The 15,264-nt window shown below is 72.0% G+C and carries 18 protein-coding genes and 1 pseudogene; 5 read left to right on the top strand and 14 right to left on the bottom strand.

Going from position 1 to position 15,264, the window contains the following annotated elements:
• Window positions 1-50: 50 nt before the first annotated feature.
• The 4 genes from AWZ10_RS20685 to hisI all read right to left on the bottom strand — a co-directional run bounded on the left by AWZ10_RS20685 (window position 51) and on the right by hisI (window position 3,126).
• Complete coding sequence (locus tag AWZ10_RS20685) at window positions 51-323, bottom strand: HGxxPAAW family protein (protein WP_046704734.1); 273 nt, start codon at window positions 321-323, stop codon at window positions 51-53.
• Window positions 324-492: 169 nt separating this feature from the next.
• Window positions 493-1,137, bottom strand: coding sequence for a TIGR02234 family membrane protein (locus tag AWZ10_RS20680; protein WP_060891774.1), 645 nt, complete (start codon window positions 1,135-1,137; stop codon window positions 493-495).
• A gap of 52 nt (window positions 1,138-1,189) precedes the next feature.
• A complete protein-coding gene (locus AWZ10_RS20675; RefSeq protein ID WP_060891773.1) occupies window positions 1,190-2,668 on the bottom strand; it encodes an anthranilate synthase component I in 1,479 nt (492 codons plus the stop codon).
• 11 nt (window positions 2,669-2,679) lie between these two features.
• A complete protein-coding gene (gene hisI / locus AWZ10_RS20670) occupies window positions 2,680-3,126 on the bottom strand; it encodes a phosphoribosyl-AMP cyclohydrolase (protein WP_046704733.1) in 447 nt (148 codons plus the stop codon).
• Between the two features lie 180 nt (window positions 3,127-3,306).
• Here hisI and AWZ10_RS20665 point away from each other — a divergent pair, with 180 nt between their 5' ends.
• A complete protein-coding gene (locus tag AWZ10_RS20665) occupies window positions 3,307-3,942 on the top strand; it encodes a TIGR03085 family metal-binding protein (protein WP_037693309.1) in 636 nt (211 codons plus the stop codon).
• A 75-nt stretch (window positions 3,943-4,017) separates the two neighbouring features.
• Here AWZ10_RS20665 and hisF read toward each other — a convergent pair whose 3' ends face one another.
• From hisF to hisD, 8 genes are read right to left on the bottom strand one after another with little or no spacing between them, the layout of a single operon-like run.
• Window positions 4,018-4,773: an imidazole glycerol phosphate synthase subunit HisF gene (hisF, locus tag AWZ10_RS20660; protein WP_046704722.1), complete on the bottom strand. Its 756-nt coding sequence runs from the start codon at window positions 4,771-4,773 to the stop codon at window positions 4,018-4,020.
• A 46-nt stretch (window positions 4,774-4,819) separates the two neighbouring features.
• On the bottom strand, window positions 4,820-5,212 hold the full coding sequence (locus AWZ10_RS20655; protein WP_060891772.1) for a RidA family protein: 393 nt from the start codon (window positions 5,210-5,212) through the stop codon (window positions 4,820-4,822).
• Window positions 5,209-5,934: a bifunctional 1-(5-phosphoribosyl)-5-((5-phosphoribosylamino)methylideneamino)imidazole-4-carboxamide isomerase/phosphoribosylanthranilate isomerase PriA gene (gene priA / locus AWZ10_RS20650; protein ID WP_046704720.1), complete on the bottom strand. Its 726-nt coding sequence runs from the start codon at window positions 5,932-5,934 to the stop codon at window positions 5,209-5,211. The genes AWZ10_RS20655 and priA overlap by 4 nt, the downstream gene beginning before the upstream one ends.
• 2 nt (window positions 5,935-5,936) lie before the next feature.
• Window positions 5,937-6,587 (bottom strand): imidazole glycerol phosphate synthase subunit HisH, encoded by a 651-nt coding sequence (hisH, locus tag AWZ10_RS20645; RefSeq protein WP_046704719.1) that lies wholly within the window; start codon window positions 6,585-6,587, stop codon window positions 5,937-5,939.
• Entirely contained in the window at window positions 6,578-6,742 is a 165-nt protein-coding gene (locus tag AWZ10_RS52425; protein ID WP_037693317.1) for a hypothetical protein, read from the bottom strand. Before AWZ10_RS52425 ends, hisH begins: the two co-directional genes overlap by 10 nt.
• Window positions 6,739-7,332 (bottom strand): imidazoleglycerol-phosphate dehydratase HisB, encoded by a 594-nt coding sequence (gene hisB, locus AWZ10_RS20640; protein ID WP_037693319.1) that lies wholly within the window; start codon window positions 7,330-7,332, stop codon window positions 6,739-6,741. The genes AWZ10_RS52425 and hisB overlap by 4 nt, the downstream gene beginning before the upstream one ends.
• Entirely contained in the window at window positions 7,329-8,438 is a 1,110-nt protein-coding gene (locus AWZ10_RS20635) for a histidinol-phosphate transaminase (RefSeq protein WP_060891771.1), read from the bottom strand. The genes hisB and AWZ10_RS20635 overlap by 4 nt, the downstream gene beginning before the upstream one ends.
• The gene (gene hisD, locus AWZ10_RS20630; protein WP_046704717.1) at window positions 8,435-9,757 is read right to left on the bottom strand and encodes a histidinol dehydrogenase; all 1,323 of its coding nucleotides are present in this window, start codon (window positions 9,755-9,757) and stop codon (window positions 8,435-8,437) included. Before hisD ends, AWZ10_RS20635 begins: the two co-directional genes overlap by 4 nt.
• Window positions 9,758-9,939: 182 nt before the next feature.
• Here hisD and AWZ10_RS20625 point away from each other — a divergent pair, with 182 nt between their 5' ends.
• From AWZ10_RS20625 to ybaK, 4 genes are all read left to right on the top strand, one after another.
• The gene (locus tag AWZ10_RS20625) at window positions 9,940-11,523 is read left to right on the top strand and encodes an oxidoreductase (protein ID WP_046704716.1); all 1,584 of its coding nucleotides are present in this window, start codon (window positions 9,940-9,942) and stop codon (window positions 11,521-11,523) included.
• Window positions 11,524-11,687: 164 nt separating this feature from the next.
• A complete protein-coding gene (locus tag AWZ10_RS20620; protein WP_046704715.1) occupies window positions 11,688-12,698 on the top strand; it encodes a hypothetical protein in 1,011 nt (336 codons plus the stop codon).
• Window positions 12,699-12,768: 70 nt separating this feature from the next.
• Entirely contained in the window at window positions 12,769-13,509 is a 741-nt protein-coding gene (locus AWZ10_RS20615; protein ID WP_046704714.1) for an LON peptidase substrate-binding domain-containing protein, read from the top strand.
• A 17-nt stretch (window positions 13,510-13,526) separates the two neighbouring features.
• A complete protein-coding gene (gene ybaK / locus AWZ10_RS20610) occupies window positions 13,527-14,027 on the top strand; it encodes a Cys-tRNA(Pro) deacylase (RefSeq protein WP_046704713.1) in 501 nt (166 codons plus the stop codon).
• A gap of 244 nt (window positions 14,028-14,271) precedes the next feature.
• Here the strand turns inward: ybaK and AWZ10_RS20605 are convergent, their stop codons facing one another.
• Together AWZ10_RS20605 and AWZ10_RS20600 are read right to left on the bottom strand one after the other, a co-directional pair.
• Window positions 14,272-14,940: a hypothetical protein gene (locus tag AWZ10_RS20605; RefSeq protein WP_060891770.1), complete on the bottom strand. Its 669-nt coding sequence runs from the start codon at window positions 14,938-14,940 to the stop codon at window positions 14,272-14,274.
• A 34-nt stretch (window positions 14,941-14,974) separates the two neighbouring features.
• Window positions 14,975-15,264, bottom strand: a pseudogene (locus tag AWZ10_RS20600) (ABC transporter permease); the annotation flags it as partial.

Genomic DNA, 15,264 nt, shown 5'->3' with positions numbered 1-15,264 from the left:
CGCGCCCGAAGGGCGGAGCCGCGGCGCGGAGCCGCCCCTCGCACGGGAAGTCAGCTCTTGGCGGCGGCCGGCTCGGGAGTCGCCGCGGTCTGCGCGCGGACCGTCGCCTTCTCGTACACGGCGTGCGCGTCCTTCGGCTGACCCATGCCCATGGCGCGCATGACCATGCCGACGACACCGCCGAGGACGATGATGACCATTCCGGCCCAGAATCCCAGCGGCTGGGCCATCACCATGTAGGCGCCCGAGACGCAGAAACCGATGAAGGTGATGGTGACGCCGGTCCAGGCGGCCGGGGTGTGACCGTGGCTGCTGCCCGCCATGACTTGCTCCTCGTTGTTCATTGCGTGGTGCTCGATGCGTGTGGCTCGATGCCGGTACTGAGTCGGACGCTCGTCGTCCATTGTCCCGTACGACTGCGAGTGCCTTGAGCGGGGGTGTCCACTCCCGCGTTCCGGTTCGCGCGGTCCGGGGTCGTGCGGTCCGTGCGGTCTAGGCCGGATCGGATCCCGTGGGGTCCTCGCCCCGGTCCAGGGCCTTCCACATGTCCTCGGGCCGGTCGGGGTCGACCGGCGCGGCCTTGCGCGGCCGGGGTGTGCCGTCGCGTTCGTAGCGGCCGGACATCGTGGGCCACAGCCGTCCGTAGCGGAGCGCCAGCAGCCCGGCGAGCAGGATGAGCGCGCCGCCGGCGGCCGCGACGTACGGCCAGCCGGTGTGGCTGAGCACGTCGACGCTCGCGGCGGTGTCGCCGGAGGCCTCGGCCGCCTTGTCGTCGAGCGCCGAGCTGTCGTACGCGCCGAGCAGCGCGGCGGCGATCGTGCCGGCCCCGGAAAGGGCGAGCAGGCCGGCGACCAGGACGCGCCCGGACCGGCGTACGGCGAAGACGGCGACGAGCGCGGCGAGGCCCACCACGGCGAGGGCAGCGGGCACGCCTGTGACGTCGCTGCCCTGGGCGGTCAGCGGGAAGGCGCCGCCGGCCACCGAGATGGTGCCCTCCGACCAGCGCTGGCGGCTGGCGAGCAGCGCGACGGCCGCGCCCAGGGCACCGCTGAGCAGCGCCAGGGCGAGGCTGCGTCGGCCGGCGCGGACGGACGCGGATTCGGAACGGGGGTGAGGTACTGCGGTCACGTACTCCACTATCGCCTGCGCCCCGGGCGGGTTGTCACCCGGGGCGCACGTGAGAAGCGCCCTATTGTCCGAGCCGGTTGGCCGTGTGCACCGCGCGCAGGACCGCCGCCGCCTTGTTGCGGCACTCGGTGTCCTCGGCGAGGGGGTCGGAGTCGGCGACGATGCCGGCGCCGGCCTGGACGTACGCCGTTCCGTCGCGCAGCAGTGCCGTGCGGATGGCGATGGCGGTGTCGGAGTCGCCCGCGAAGTCGAGATAGCCGACGCAGCCGCCGTACAGGCCCCTGCGGGACGGCTCCAGTTCGTCGATGATCTGCATCGCGCGCGGCTTCGGGGCGCCGGACAGGGTGCCGGCGGGGAAGCAGGCGGTCAGGACGTCGAAGGCCGTACGGCCCGCCGCGACCCGACCGGTGACGGTGGACACGATGTGCATCACGTGCGAGTACCGCTCGACGGACATGAAGTCGACGACCTCGACCGAGCCCGGTTCGCAGACCCGGCCCAGGTCGTTGCGGCCGAGGTCGACGAGCATCAGGTGCTCGGCGCGCTCCTTGGGGTCGGCGAGCAGCTCCTCGGCGAGGGCCTGGTCCTCCTGCGGGGTGGCTCCGCGGTGCCGGGTGCCGGCGATGGGGTGGACCATGGCGTGCCCGTCCTCGACCTTGACCAGGGCCTCGGGGGAGGAACCGACGACGTCGAAGCCGTCGAAGCGGAACAGGTACATGTACGGGGACGGGTTGGTCGCCCTGAGGACGCGGTAGACGTCCAACGCGCTTGCCGTGCACGGTGTTTCGAAGCGCTGGGAGGGGACGACCTGGAAGGCCTCGCCGGCCCGGATGCGTTCCTTGATGTCCTCGACGGCCTCCTGGAAGTCGGGGCCGCCCCACAGCGCGGTGTACTCGGGCAGCTCCGAGGGCGGCAGGGCCGCCGGGGGCTGGGCGACGGGCCGGGCGAGGTCGGCCTGCATGGCGTCGAGGCGGGCGACGGCGTCGGCGTGGGCCTCGCCGACACCCGTGTCCAGGTCGTTGTGGTTGATGGCGTTGGCGATCAGCAGGACCGAGCCCTCCCAGTGGTCCATGACCGCCAGGTCGCTCGTGAGCAGCATGGTCAGCTCGGGCAGTTGGAGGTCGTCCCGCTCGCCGGGGCCGATCTTCTCCAGGCGGCGCACGATGTCGTAGCCGAGGTAGCCGACCATGCCGCCGGTGAAGGGCGGCATGCCTTCCTGGTGGGGGGTGTGGAGTGCCTCGATGGTGGCGCGCAGGGCGGCCAGGGGGTCTCCCTCGGCCGGGACACCGACGGGCGGGGTGCCGAGCCAGTGGGCCTGGCCGTCGCGGGTGGTGAGGGTGGCGTGGCTGCGGACGCCCACGAAGGAGTAACGGGACCACGAGCGGCCGTTCTCCGCGGACTCCAGCAGGAAGGTGCCGGGGCGTTCGGCGGCGAGCTTGCGGTAGAGCGCGACCGGGGTGTCGCCGTCGGCGAGGAGTTTGCGGCTGACGGGGATGACACGGCGGTCGCCGGCCAGCTTACGGAACGTCTCGAGGTCCATGGCGGCTGACCTTACTGATCCAGTGACGGTACGTCGGAATCGGCGCCGCCCTCGACGGCCTTGAGGACGTCCTCGTCGAAGCAGGTGCGGGCGCCGGTGTGGCAGGCGGCGCCGACCTGGTCGACCCTGACGAGGACGGTGTCGGCGTCGCAGTCCAGGGCGACGGACTTCACCCACTGGAAGTGGCCGGAGGTGTCGCCCTTCACCCAGTACTCGCGGCGGCTGCGCGACCAGTACGTGCAGCGGCCGGTGGTGATCGTGCGGTGCAGGGCCTCGTCGTCCATCCAGCCGAGCATGAGCACCTCACCGGTGTCGTACTGCTGGGCGATGGCGGGCAGGAGCCCGTCGGCGCTGCGCTTGAGGCGCGCGGCGATCTGGGGGTCCAGCGCGCTGGGAGTGCCGGGGCCGGCGAGGGCTCCGGGACTGGGAGGGCTGCTGGAGGACGGCGTGCTGGTCATGCGTGCCATTGTGCCGCGCCGCGCCGACCGGCCCGGTCCGTTGTCCACAGGCCGGACCCTCTTGTCGTACCAATTGCACCCCGCTTGTCGTACGAACGCCGACCCCGGCCGGGCGTCCGTCGCCACGCGTCGGCCGGACCTGCGCTGTGCGGAGCGTCCGCCCGGTCGTAGGCTGGCTGCATGTCGACCCATGCCAAGCGTGAACGGCTTCTCTTCGCCGACCTGTTGGAGACCGCGGGCCCTGAGGCCCCCACCCTGTGCGAGGGCTGGACGACCCGTGATCTGGCCGCGCACGTGGTCGTGCGCGAGCGCCGCCCGGACGCCGCCGGGGGCATACTCATCAAGCAGCTCGCGTCGCGCCTGGACCGGGTGATGGCGGAGTTCGCCGCGAAACCCTACGAGGAACTGATCCAGCTCGTCCGCACCGGTCCGCCGCGTTTCTCGCCGTTCTCCCTCAAGCAGATCGACGAGGCGTCGAACACGATCGAGTTCTACGTCCACACCGAGGACATCCGCCGTGCCCGGCCCGAGTGGTCGCCGCGCGAGCTCGACCACGTCTTCCAGGACGCCCTCTGGTCCCGCCTGGAGCGCACCGCCCGCCTCATGGGCCGCGGCTCCCCCACCGGCCTGGTCCTGCGCCGCCTCGACGGCCAGACGGCGGTGGCCCACCGCGGCGCCCCCGTCGTCACCGTCACCGGCGAGCCCTCCGAGCTGCTGCTGTTCCTCTACGGCCGCCAGCAGGTCGCCGACGTCGAACTGGAGGGCGAGAAGGAGGCGATCACCAAGCTGCACGAGACGAAGCAGCTGGGTATCTGAGCAGGCCCCGCCGTACGCCCCGACGGAAAAGCCCCGGTCGCCCTCGGGCGGCCGGGGCCCGAGCGGTGCGCGACGTCACCGCACCGGGTGCCCCGCCTCCCGCAGCGCGTTCTTGACCTCGCCGATGCGCAGGTCACCGAAGTGGAAGACGGAGGCGGCGAGGACGGCGTCGGCGCCCGCTTCGACGGCCGGGGCGAAGTGGGCGAGTCCGCCGGCGCCGCCGGAGGCGATGACGGGGACGGTGACGTGCTTGCGGACGGCGGTGATCATCTCCAGGTCGTAGCCGTCCTTGGTGCCGTCCGCGTCCATCGAGTTCAGCAGGATCTCGCCGGCGCCGAGTTCGGCGGCCCGGTGGGCCCACTCGACGGCGTCGATGCCGGTGCCCTTGCGGCCGCCGTGGGTGGTGACCTCGAAGGATCCGGCTTCCGTGCGGCGGGCGTCGACCGACAGGACCAGCACCTGGCGGCCGAAGCGCTCGGCGATCTCACGGATGAGGTCGGGGCGGGCGATCGCCGCCGTGTTGACGCCCACCTTGTCCGCGCCCGCCCGCAGCAGCTTGTCCACGTCCTCGGCCGTGCGGACGCCGCCGCCGACCGTCAGCGGGATGAAGACCTGCTCGGCGGTGCGGCGCACCACGTCGTACGTGGTCTCGCGGTTGCCCGACGAGGCGGTGATGTCCAGGAACGTCAGCTCGTCTGCGCCCTCGGCGTCGTACACCTTCGCCATCTCGACGGGGTCGCCCGCGTCGCGCAGGTTCTGGAAGTTGACGCCCTTGACGACCCGGCCGTCGTCCACGTCCAGGCAGGGGATGACTCGGACCGCCAGGGTCATGAATCCACGGCTCCTTAGAAATGGCCTGCGAAAGGCCCGCGAAGGCCTAGCCTCTGAATGCTTCGATCTCTACTTCGACGAGGATGCGCGGGTCGACGAAACCCTCCACGACCAGCAGGGTCGCGGCCGGACGCACCGGGTCGAAGATCTCCTTGTGGGCCCGCCCCACGTCTTCCACGTCCCGCATGTGGGTCAGGTACATCCGCGTACGGATCACGGCCCCGGCGCCGAGCCCGAACTCGCCCAGTGCCTCGACCGCGCTGGTGAAGGCCACCTTGGCCTGTTCGTACGGGTCGCCCTCCCCGTACAGCACATCGCCCTTGAAGGCCGTCGTGCCCGCCACCAGGACGCGGTCGCCCGCCGCGACGGCGCGCGCGAAACCGAAGGACTCCTCCCAGGGACTCCCGCTCTGCACACGCCGCACGGCTTCGGACCTCATGACGACACAGCCTCCAGGGCCTCTTCCAGGGTGAACGCCTTCGCGTACAGGGCCTTGCCGACGATGGAGCCCTCGACGCCGAGGGGCACCAGCTCGGCGATGGCCCGCAGGTCGTCGAGGGACGACACGCCGCCGGAGGCCACGACCGGGCGGTCCGTCGCGGCGCACACGTTGCGCAGCAGCTCCAGGTTGGGGCCCTGGAGGGTGCCGTCCTTGGCGATGTCCGTGACGACGTAGCGGGCGCAGCCCTCCTTGTCGAGGCGCTCCAGCGTCTCGTAGAGGTCGCCGCCGTCGCGGGTCCAGCCGCGACCCTTCAACGTCGTACCGCGCACGTCCAGACCCACCGCGATCCTGTCGCCGTGTTCGGCGATGACCTTGGCGACCCACTCGGGGGTCTCCAGGGCGGCGGTGCCCAGGTTGACCCGGGTGCAGCCGGTGGCCAGGGCCTTCGCCAGGGAGGCGTCGTCCCGGATGCCGCCGGACAGCTCCACCTTGATGTCCATCGCCCGGGTGACCTCGGCGACCAGGTCCCGGTTGTCGCCGGTGCCGAACGCGGCGTCCAGGTCGACCAGGTGCAGCCACTCGGCGCCCGCACGCTGCCAGGCGAGGGCGGCCTGCAGCGGGGAGCCGTAGGAGGTCTCCGTGCCGGACTCGCCGTGGACGAGCCGGACCGCCTGGCCGTCGCGGACGTCGACGGCGGGAAGGAGTTCGAGCTTTGCCATGGCTACAGGGTTCCGATCCAGTTGTTCAGCAGCTGCGCTCCGGCGTCGCCGGACTTCTCGGGGTGGAACTGGGTGGCCCACAGGGCGCCGTTCTCCACGGCCGCCACGAAGGGCTTGCCGTGCGTCGACCAGGTGACCTTGGGCGCGGTCAGCGCGGGGTTGTGCGTCTCCAGGGCCCAGTCGTGGACGGCGTAGGAGTGCACGAAGTAGAAGCGGGCGTCGGCGTCCAGGCCGGCGAACAGCGTCGTGTCGGCCGGTGCCTCGACGGTGTTCCAGCCCATGTGGGGCACGATCTCGGCCTGGAGCGGCTCGACCGTGCCGGGCCACTCGTCGAGGCCGTCGGTCTCCACGCCGTGCTCGATGCCGCGCGCGAAGAGGATCTGCATGCCGACGCAGATGCCCATCACCGGGCGGCCGCCGGAGAGCCGACGGTCGACGATCCAGTCGCCGCGCGCCTCCTTCAGCCCCTTCATGCAGGCGGCGAAGGCGCCGACGCCGGGCACCAGCAGCCCGTCCGCGTTCATGGCCCTGTCGAAGTCACGCGTTATCTCGACGTCGGCTCCCGTGCGCGCGAGGGCGCGCTCGGCGGACCTCACGTTCCCGAAGCCGTAGTCGAAGACGACGACCTTCTTGGATCCGGTGCTCAATTCCACACCTCCAGCCGCAGGATGCCCGCGACGAGACACATCGCGGCGCCGATCGAGAGCAGCGTGATGAGGCTCTTCGGCATGTCCTGCTTGACGAACGAGATGATCCCGCCGACCAGGAAGAGGCCGACGACGATCAGGACGGTGGAGAGGCCGTTCACAGCGCGCCCTTCGTGGAGGGCAGGATGCCGGCCGCGCGCGGGTCGCGCTCGGACGCGTAGCGCAGGGCCCGCGCCAGCGCCTTGAACTGGCACTCGACGATGTGGTGGGCGTTACGCCCGTACGGCACGTGCACGTGCAGCGCGATCTGGGCCTGGGCGACGAACGACTCCAGGATGTGCCGGGTCATCGTGGTGTCGTACTCGCCGATCATCGGCGCCATCTTCTCGGGCTCGGTGTGCACGAGGTACGGGCGGCCGCTCAGATCCACCGTCACCTGGGCGAGGGACTCGTCCAGCGGGACCGTGCAGTTGCCGAAGCGGTAGATGCCCACCTTGTCGCCGAGGGCCTGCTTGAAGGCGGCGCCCAGCGCGAGGGCGGTGTCCTCGATGGTGTGGTGGGAGTCGATGTGCAGGTCGCCGTCGGTCTTCACGGTCAGATCGAACAGACCGTGGCGGCCGAGCTGGTCGAGCATGTGGTCGTAGAAACCGACCCCGGTGGAGATCTCCGTCCTGCCGGTGCCGTCGAGGTTGATCTCGACGAGGACCGAGGTCTCCTTCGTGGTGCGTTCCACGCGTCCGACACGGCTCATGCGCTCTGCTCCTTCTTCAGTTCACGTACCGCGTCGAGGAACGCGTCGTTCTCGGCGGGAGTTCCGGCGGTGACCCGCAGCCATCCCGGTACACCGTTGTCCCGGACCAGGACGCCCCGGTCGAGGATCCGCTGCCAGACCTCGTGCGCGTTCTCGAACCTGCCGAACTGCACGAAGTTGGCGTCGGACTCGGTCACCTCGTAACCGATGGCGCGCAGCTCGGCGACGAGCCGGTCCCGCTCCGTCTTCAGCTGTTCGACATAGCCGAGGAGGGTGTCGGTGTGTTCCAGGGCGGCCAGCGCGGTCGCCTGGGTGACGGCGGAGAGGTGGTACGGCAGCCGTACGAGCTGGACCGCGTCCACGACCGCCGGGTGCGCGGCGAGGTAGCCGAGGCGCAGACCGGCCGCGCCGAAGGCCTTGGACATCGTCCGCGAGACGACGAGGTTCGGCCGTCCGTCGAGCAGCGGCAGCAGCGAGTCGCCGTGGCTGAACTCGATGTACGCCTCGTCCACGACGACCATCGACGGCCCGGCCGCCTGCGCGGCCTCGTACAGCGCGAGGACGGTCTCCCGTGAGACCGCGTTGCCCGTGGGGTTGTTGGGGTTGGTGATGAAGACGACGTCCGGCCGGTGCTCGGCGATCGCCTTCTCGGCGGCGGCGAGGTCGATCGTGAAGTCGTCGCCCCGGGGTCCGGAGAGCCAGCCGGTGCCCGTCCCGCGCGAGATCAGCCCGTGCATCGAGTACGAGGGCTCGAAGCCGATGGCGCTGCGGCCGGGTCCGCCGAAGGTCTGCAGAAGCTGCTGGATGACCTCGTTGGAGCCGTTGGCCGCCCAGACGTTCGTCAGGTCGACCCCGTACCCGGAGGTGTTCGTCAGATACTCGGCGAGCCGTGTCCGCAGCTCCACCGCGTCCCGGTCCGGGTAGCGGTTGAGGTGCCGGGCCGCCTCCCGCACCCGCTCGGTGATCCGCTCGACCAGCGGCTCGGGCAGCGGGTACGGGTTCTCGTTGGTGTTCAGCCGTACGGGGACGTCGAGCTGGGGCGCGCCGTAGGGGCTCTTGCCGCGCAGTTCGTCCCGTACGGGAAGATCGTCGATTCCGAAGCTCACTTGCCAGGTACCTTCCAGCCGAACCTTGCCTTGATCGCCGCGCCGTGCGCGGGCAGGTCCTCCGCCTCCGCCAGCGTCACCACGTGGTGCGCGACCTCGGCCAGCGCGTCCTTCGTGTAGTCGACGATGTGGATGCCGCGCAGGAAGGACTGCACGGACAGACCGGAGGAGTGGCAGGCGCAGCCGCCGGTCGGGAGCACGTGGTTGGAGCCGGCCGCGTAGTCGCCCAGCGAGACCGGCGACCAGGGGCCGATGAAGATCGCGCCCGCGTTCACGACACGCTCGGCGACCGCCGTGGCGTCGGCCGTCTGGATCTCCAGGTGCTCGGCACCGTACGCGTTGACGACCCGCAGGCCTTCGTCCACTCCGTCGACCAGGACGATCGCGGACTGGCGGCCCGCGAGGGAGGGCCGGATGCGGTCCTCGATGTGCTTGGTCGCCTCGACCTGCGGCTGAAGCTCCTTCTCGACCGCGTCGGCGAGGGCGACCGAGTCGGTGACGAGCACGGCGGCCGCGAGCGGGTCGTGCTCGGCCTGGCTGATCAGGTCGGCGGCGACGTGCACCGGGTCGGCGGTGTCGTCCGCGAGGACCGCGATCTCGGTCGGGCCCGCCTCGGAGTCGATGCCGATGACCCCGGTGAAGTACCGCTTGGCTGCGGCCACCCAGATGTTGCCCGGCCCGGTGACCATGGGGGCGGGCGGGCAGGACTCGGTTCCGTACGCGAACATCGCGACGGCGGTGGCGCCACCGGCCGCGTACACCTCGTCGACGCCCAGCAGCGCGCAGGCCGCGAGGATCGTGGGGTGCGGGAGCCCGTCGAACTCGGCCTGCGCCGGGGAGGCGAGGGCGATCGAGGGGACCCCGGCCTCCTGCGCCGGGACCACGTTCATGATCACGGACGAGGGGTACACCGACCGGCCGCCGGGGGCGTAGAGGCCGACGCGCTCGACCGGTACCCACTTCTCGGTGACCGTGCCGCCGGGGACGACCTGGGTGGTGTGCGTGGCGCGGCGCTGCTCGCGGTGGACGATGCGGGCGCGCCGGATCGACTCCTGAAGGGCCGCGCGGACGGCCGGGTCGAGCTGTTCCAGCGCCTGGGTGAGGGCCTCGGCCGGGACCCGTACGGAGGTCAGGCGTACGCCGTCGAACTTCTCCGCGTAGTCGATCAGCGCCGCGTCGCCCCGATGATGCACGGCCTCGCAGATCGGACGCACCTTCTCCAGGGCGGCCGAGACGTCGAAGTCGGCTCGGGGCAGCAGGTCGCGCAGGGCGGGTCCCTCGGGGAGGGCGTCACCGCGCAGATCGATTCGGGAGATCACGGTCCCAATTCTCTCAGACCCGCGTCGGCCGTCATCCGCACGTTCCACTGGGTGATACGGAGCCACCCGGGAACCTGGAGCATCACCTTCACGTCTGGTGTTCAGGACGTCACTCAGCGGGCATCACCAGCGTAAACAGTTGTGCGATACACGTGAGTGCACAGGACGGGGGAAGGAAGCGCGTGAGCGAGGGGCCCGGCATCCGGGACGACGGGGACCTGCCGGACGACCTGACCGCCGCCGAAGCAGGCATGTGGCAGGCGTTCCGCAACGGCAGTGTGTACGACCTGAGCGACGGGGACATCGCCGTGGACGACCCGCACGGCGGCCACCCCTGGGGGCCCGAGCGGACCGTTCGGGCCCGGATCGTGGCCTGGCTGCTGCTGGACGGGCCGCCCGCGCTGGCCGGGCGGGTGTCCGCGCTGAAGCTGGTCGGCGTCCAGATCAAGGGTGTGCTGGAGCTGGCGGGCGGCCAGGTGGTGCCGTACGTGGAGATGAAGGGCTGCCGGTTCGAGAAGGAGATCCTGCTGCCGGAGACCCGGTTCACGACCCTGCGGCTGGTGGACTGCTCGGTGCCCCGGCTGGAGGCGGCCCGGCTGCACACGGAGGGCGATCTGCATCTGCCGCGCTGCCGGTTCCACAACGGGGTGCGGCTGGCGGACGCCCACATCGGCACCGATCTGCTGCTCAACCAGGCGGTCGTCTACCGCGACCGGCACGGCCGCTCGCTCTCCGCCGACGGGCTGACCGTCGCCCAGGACGTCCAGGCCGAGATGCTGGAGTCGCACGGCGAGCTGAGCCTGCGCGGCGCGACCGTCGGCGCCTCGCTCAGCCTGCGCGGCAGCCGACTGGCCAACCCGTACGGCCGCCTCGCCCTGAACGCGCCCCAGCTGACCGTCGAGCGCACCCTCTATCTGACCCCGGCCGGCATCGGCAATCCGCTGCACACCAGCGGGAGCACGCCCGCGCGCGGCACCCGCGTCCAGCGGTTCGAGTGCGAGGGCGGGATCCGGCTGGACGACGGGCGGTTCGGTGACTCCGTCGACCTGGAGCGGGCCCGGTTCACCTTCACGGATGACCAGGAGCTGTCGCTGCGCCGCGTCCAGGTGCCCGAGCTGCGGTTCCTCGGCGACAGGCCCGAGCGCGGCAAGGTCGTCCTGTCCGGGGCCCGCGTCGGCGTCCTGATCGACAGGTCGGAGAGCTGGCCGGGCCCCGGCAACCTCCACATGGGCGGCTTCCAGTACGAGAGCCTCGTGCCGCGCGACCGGTTCCCGCTGGCCAGGCGGCTGGAGTGGGTGGCGGCGGCGACCGCCGAGTACAGCCCGGAGCCGTACGAGCGGCTGGCGACCGTGCTGCGGGCCGGCGGGGACGACGAGGGCGCCCGCGAGGTGCTCCTCGCCAAGCAGCGCCACCGGCGGGAGAACCTGCCGCTCGCGGCCAAGCTCTGGGGCCACGCGCAGGACTGGACCGTCGCGTACGGGTACCGGCCGGGCCGGGCCGCGGTGTGGATGGCGCTGCTGTGGGCGCTGACCTCGTTCGCCTTCTCGCACGCGGACCATCCGCCGATGAAGAGCGGCGAGCACCCGAACTGGAACCCCTCGCTGTTCGCCCTGGACCTGCTGCTGCCGATCGTCGACCTCGGCCAGGTCGGCTACTGGCAGCTGGACGGGGGCTGGCAGTGGCTGGCCGCCGTGGTGATCATTCTGGGCTGGATCCTCGCGACGACGGTGGCGGCGGGCGCCACCCGGCTCCTGAGCAGGAACTGAGCGGTTCTCTCCGGAGGCCGCTCGGTGTTGCGGACCTTAGTCTGGGCGGCAGACAACCCAAAGCTTCTTCCCACCGTCTTGATACCGAAACCATCGATTGCGTGACCACGATGGCGAGAACCCGGTCCGCGAGAGCGGCGCCGGCTCAGGTGCAAAGGGGTGTCATGGGTCCGCTGCGCGCGCTCGTCCGCACCGCCCGGATGGCACGTCACACCTCACGGCTCGGTGCCGGTCTGACCGCCGACGACGAGGTCCTGCTCGACGCTCCCGACGAGCGGCTCGGACCCGTGCTGGTGGCGGCCGGCCGCGGTGAGTACGCGCCCGCGGCGAAGCTGCTGGCGATCACCCGGGAGGCGGCCGAGTGGGAGAACCGCGACCGGTACGCGTTACGGCTGGCCGCCTTCGCCCGGGCGCGCGACGGGTGGCTGCGGGCCTGGCGGGCGGCCGCCCCGCACGACCCGGACGCCCTGCTGATCAGGGCCGAGCTGGCGGTGGCCCGCGGCTGGCACTCCCCCGCCCGGGTCGAACTGCTGCGCGAGGTGAACCCGTTGATCGCCGCGGCCGCCGAGGGGGAGCCGCGCGACCCGGTGCCCTGGCGGATCGCCCTCGACCACGCCCGGGGCACGGGCCTCGGCCACACCGGCTTCGAGCGGCTGTGGGCGGAGGCGGTCCGCCGCTCCCCGCACCACTACGGCTGCCACGTCTCGGCCCTGAAGTACCTCTCGGCCGCCTGGTACGGCTCGCACCGCGAGTGCTTCGACTTCGCCGAGCGGGCTGCCGAGGACGCGCTTCCCGGCTCCCTCGTCCGGGCCCTGCCGGTACGGGCGGCCCTGGCGTACCTCACCGAGGGGGGCGGGGCCGTGATCCCCCGCGTGCGTCTGGACGAGGCGGCGGACGGCGCGATCGCGCTCTCCGGCGAGTACGAGCCGGGCGACCCCTGGCCGGCCGAGGTCCGCAATGTGCTCACCTACGTCCTGGTCCGTCTGGAGCGCTGGACGGACGCCCTGACCCAGCTGCGCATGATCGGCCCGTACGCCACGTCGTTCCCCTGGGACCGGATGTCGGAGGATCCGCTGGGCCAGTTCCTCCAGCTGCGGGACGGCGTACGGCTGGAAGTCGCGTGCTCGATCCCGCTGCGCGCACGGCCGGAGCGGCCTACGCGGGCCGAGGGTTAGGTCTCACCGGAGGTCACCAAACGAGTACGGACGAACGCGCCCGCCCCGACGACCATTAGGCTCTGGCCTCGTGACCACCGTCCGGCTGCCGCTCTTTCCCCTGAACTCGGTGTTGTACCCGGGGCTCGTGCTTCCTCTGAACATCTTCGAGGAGCGCTATCGCGCCATGATGCGCGAGTTGCTGAAGACCCCCGAGGACCAACCCCGCCGCTTCGGCGTCGTCGCCATCCGTGACGGCCACGAGGTCGCGCCGAGCGCCTCCGGCATGCCGGATCCGACCGCCCTGCCCGACCGGGGCCCGACCGCGGGCTTCGGCGACGAACCGACCAAGGCGTTCCACTCCGTGGGCTGCATCGCCGACGCGGCGACCATCAGGGAGCGCGACAACGGCACGTACGAGGTCCTCGCGACCGGGACCACCCGGGTGCGTCTGCTCTCCGTGGACGCCTCGGGCCCGTTCCTCGTGGCGGATCTGGAGGAGCTGCCGGAGGACGCGGGCGACGAGGCGGGCGCGCTGGCGGAGGGCGTGCTGCGGGCGTTCCGCCAGTACCAGAAGCGGCTCGCGGGCGCCCGGGAGCGCTCGCTGTCGACGGGCGCGGACCTCCCGGACGAGCCGGCCGTCGTCTCGTACCTGGTCGCCGCGGCGATGATGCTCGACACGCCCGCCAAGCAGCGGCTCCTGCAGGCCCCCGACACCGCGTCCCGCCTGCGCGACGAGCTGACACTCCTGCGCGCCGAGTCCGCCATCATCCGTAGTCTGCCGTCGTTGCCCGCGTCGGAGCTGACGCGGGGCCCGACGAGCCTCAACTGACGTACACGAGAAGGCCGATGGCGAAGAAGTCGAAGAAGCAGCAGGCGGGCGGCACGCCCGCGACGGTGGCCCTGAGCGCGGCCGGCGTGGAGTTCACCGTGCACGCCTACGAGCACGATCCCGCGCATCCGTCCTACGGCGAGGAGGCGGCCGAGGCGATGGGCGTGTCCCCCGAGCGGGTCTTCAAGACCCTGGTGGCGGACGTCGACGGCGCGCTCGTGGTCGCGGTCGTGCCGGTGGCGGGTTCGCTGGACCTGAAGTCGCTGGCGACGGCGGTCGGCGGCAAGCGGGCGGCGATGGCGGACCCGACCCTGGCGGAGCGCACGACGGGCTATGTCCGGGGCGGCATCTCCCCCCTCGGCCAGCGCAAGAAGCTCCGCACGGTGCTGGACGCCTCCGCGGACGCCCACGACACGATCTGCGTCTCGGCCGGCCGCCGCGGCCTGGAGGTCGAGCTGGCCCCACAGGACCTTGTGAAGCTGACGGAAGCGGTCGCCGCGCCCATCGCCCGCGCGTGACCCCGGTGTAGTCCCTGGGGTCACGCGTCAGGGCTCGGGGGTTTGCGGGGCGTGGGCTTCGGGTGCGTGGGCGGGTGGTGTGTGGTTGCTCGCGCGGTTCCCCGCGCCCCTGAAAAACCAGGCCCTGCGGGTCTGAGAAGCACGGGGCGCAGCCCCTGCTTTTCAGGGGCGCGGGGAAGTGCGCGAGAAGCCCCACTCGCCCGGACCCGCCCACGCACCCCGACCCACCAGGCGCCCAGAACAGTCACGCGACCGGCGCCCCGTACCCGTCCTTGATCTGCTCACCCTCGAACGGCTCGGGATCCCGCGGCCCGAACAACGCGGTCAGCGCGAGGTGGACGAGCAACGCCGCCAGCGGCCACGCCAGCAGCGCCCCCTTCGCGGCGAGCTTCAGCGGCGCGGAGAACGTCACCCCCTGCCCGACCTCCTTGGCCCGTGCCGCGACATCGGTCTCGGGTCCGAGCCAGACCCCGAGCCGCCACGCCAGCACGGCGCCCAGCAGCCCGCCGACCGTGAGCGCCACGACGAGGGGCACCCCACCGCGCCGGCGCAGCGCGAGGACGACGAGTGCGCTCAGCGCGCCGGCTCCCAGCGCCAGCAGCGTGAACGTGCCGTCGACGCCGACGGCCTGTTCGCCCTCGGTGTCCTTGAAGTAGACCGCCGACCCGTCGGAGACGAGCGGTACGTGCGGCGCGAGCCACCACCACAGGAGACCGAGCAGCGCGCCGCCGAGCAGCGCCATGACCACGGTGACGACGGCGGCCTCGATCAGCTCGGCCCTCAGCCCGGGACCGGCCGGCTTCTGCGGCTCGTACCAGAGTTCCGCGTCCCCGCCACTGGTGGGCGGTGGGCCCCAGGGGTCGTTCGGGGACTGGTCGTGCGGCGGCGGTGGGGGAGTCAACGGTGCGGTCACTCTGCCATCGTGCCAGGCGCGGCCGTGCGCCGCGTCACCGGACGGCGGCCCGCCGGTACGCCCAGGTGGCGACGGCCAGCGAGACGACCCCGACCCCCGCGCACACGGCGAGGTCACCGAGCACGAACGCCCAGTCGGGGTCCGGCCCGAAGGTCCGCGCCAAGGCCTCCACGCCGTACGTCGAGGGCAGCAGGTCCCGCGCGAACCGGATGAAGCCCGGCATCCGGTCGGCCGGCAGCACGCCCAGCAGGAGCGCCGCCGACATCCCGAGCTGCCCGAGCACGGTGGCGAGTTCCGGGCGCGGGGCGAGCAGGCCCAGCGCGG

This window comes from Streptomyces europaeiscabiei, assembly GCF_001550375.1.
GTDB classification, from domain to species: Bacteria; Actinomycetota; Actinomycetes; order Streptomycetales; family Streptomycetaceae; genus Streptomyces; species Streptomyces europaeiscabiei.
The sequence above is the reverse complement of the archived record's forward strand: the minus strand, read 5'-3'. Positions and strand labels throughout refer to the sequence as shown.

What these genes read in the sequence shown, in the direction of transcription:
- AWZ10_RS20685 (WP_046704734.1), bottom strand. Translation starts at nt 323, where the DNA reads ATGGCGGGCAGCAGCCACGGTCACACCCCGGCCGCCTGGACCGGCGTC.
- AWZ10_RS20675 (WP_060891773.1), bottom strand. Translation starts at nt 2,668, where the DNA reads ATGGACCTCGAGACGTTCCGTAAGCTGGCCGGCGACCGCCGTGTCATC.
- hisI (WP_046704733.1), bottom strand. Translation starts at nt 3,126, where the DNA reads ATGACCAGCACGCCGTCCTCCAGCAGCCCTCCCAGTCCCGGAGCCCTC.
- AWZ10_RS20665 (WP_037693309.1), top strand. Translation starts at nt 3,307, where the DNA reads ATGTCGACCCATGCCAAGCGTGAACGGCTTCTCTTCGCCGACCTGTTG.
- hisF (WP_046704722.1), bottom strand. Translation starts at nt 4,773, where the DNA reads ATGACCCTGGCGGTCCGAGTCATCCCCTGCCTGGACGTGGACGACGGC.
- AWZ10_RS20655 (WP_060891772.1), bottom strand. Translation starts at nt 5,212, where the DNA reads ATGAGGTCCGAAGCCGTGCGGCGTGTGCAGAGCGGGAGTCCCTGGGAG.
- priA (WP_046704720.1), bottom strand. Translation starts at nt 5,934, where the DNA reads ATGGCAAAGCTCGAACTCCTTCCCGCCGTCGACGTCCGCGACGGCCAG.
- hisB (WP_037693319.1), bottom strand. Translation starts at nt 7,332, where the DNA reads ATGAGCCGTGTCGGACGCGTGGAACGCACCACGAAGGAGACCTCGGTC.
- AWZ10_RS20620 (WP_046704715.1), top strand. Translation starts at nt 11,688, where the DNA reads ATGGGTCCGCTGCGCGCGCTCGTCCGCACCGCCCGGATGGCACGTCAC.
- ybaK (WP_046704713.1), top strand. Translation starts at nt 13,527, where the DNA reads ATGGCGAAGAAGTCGAAGAAGCAGCAGGCGGGCGGCACGCCCGCGACG.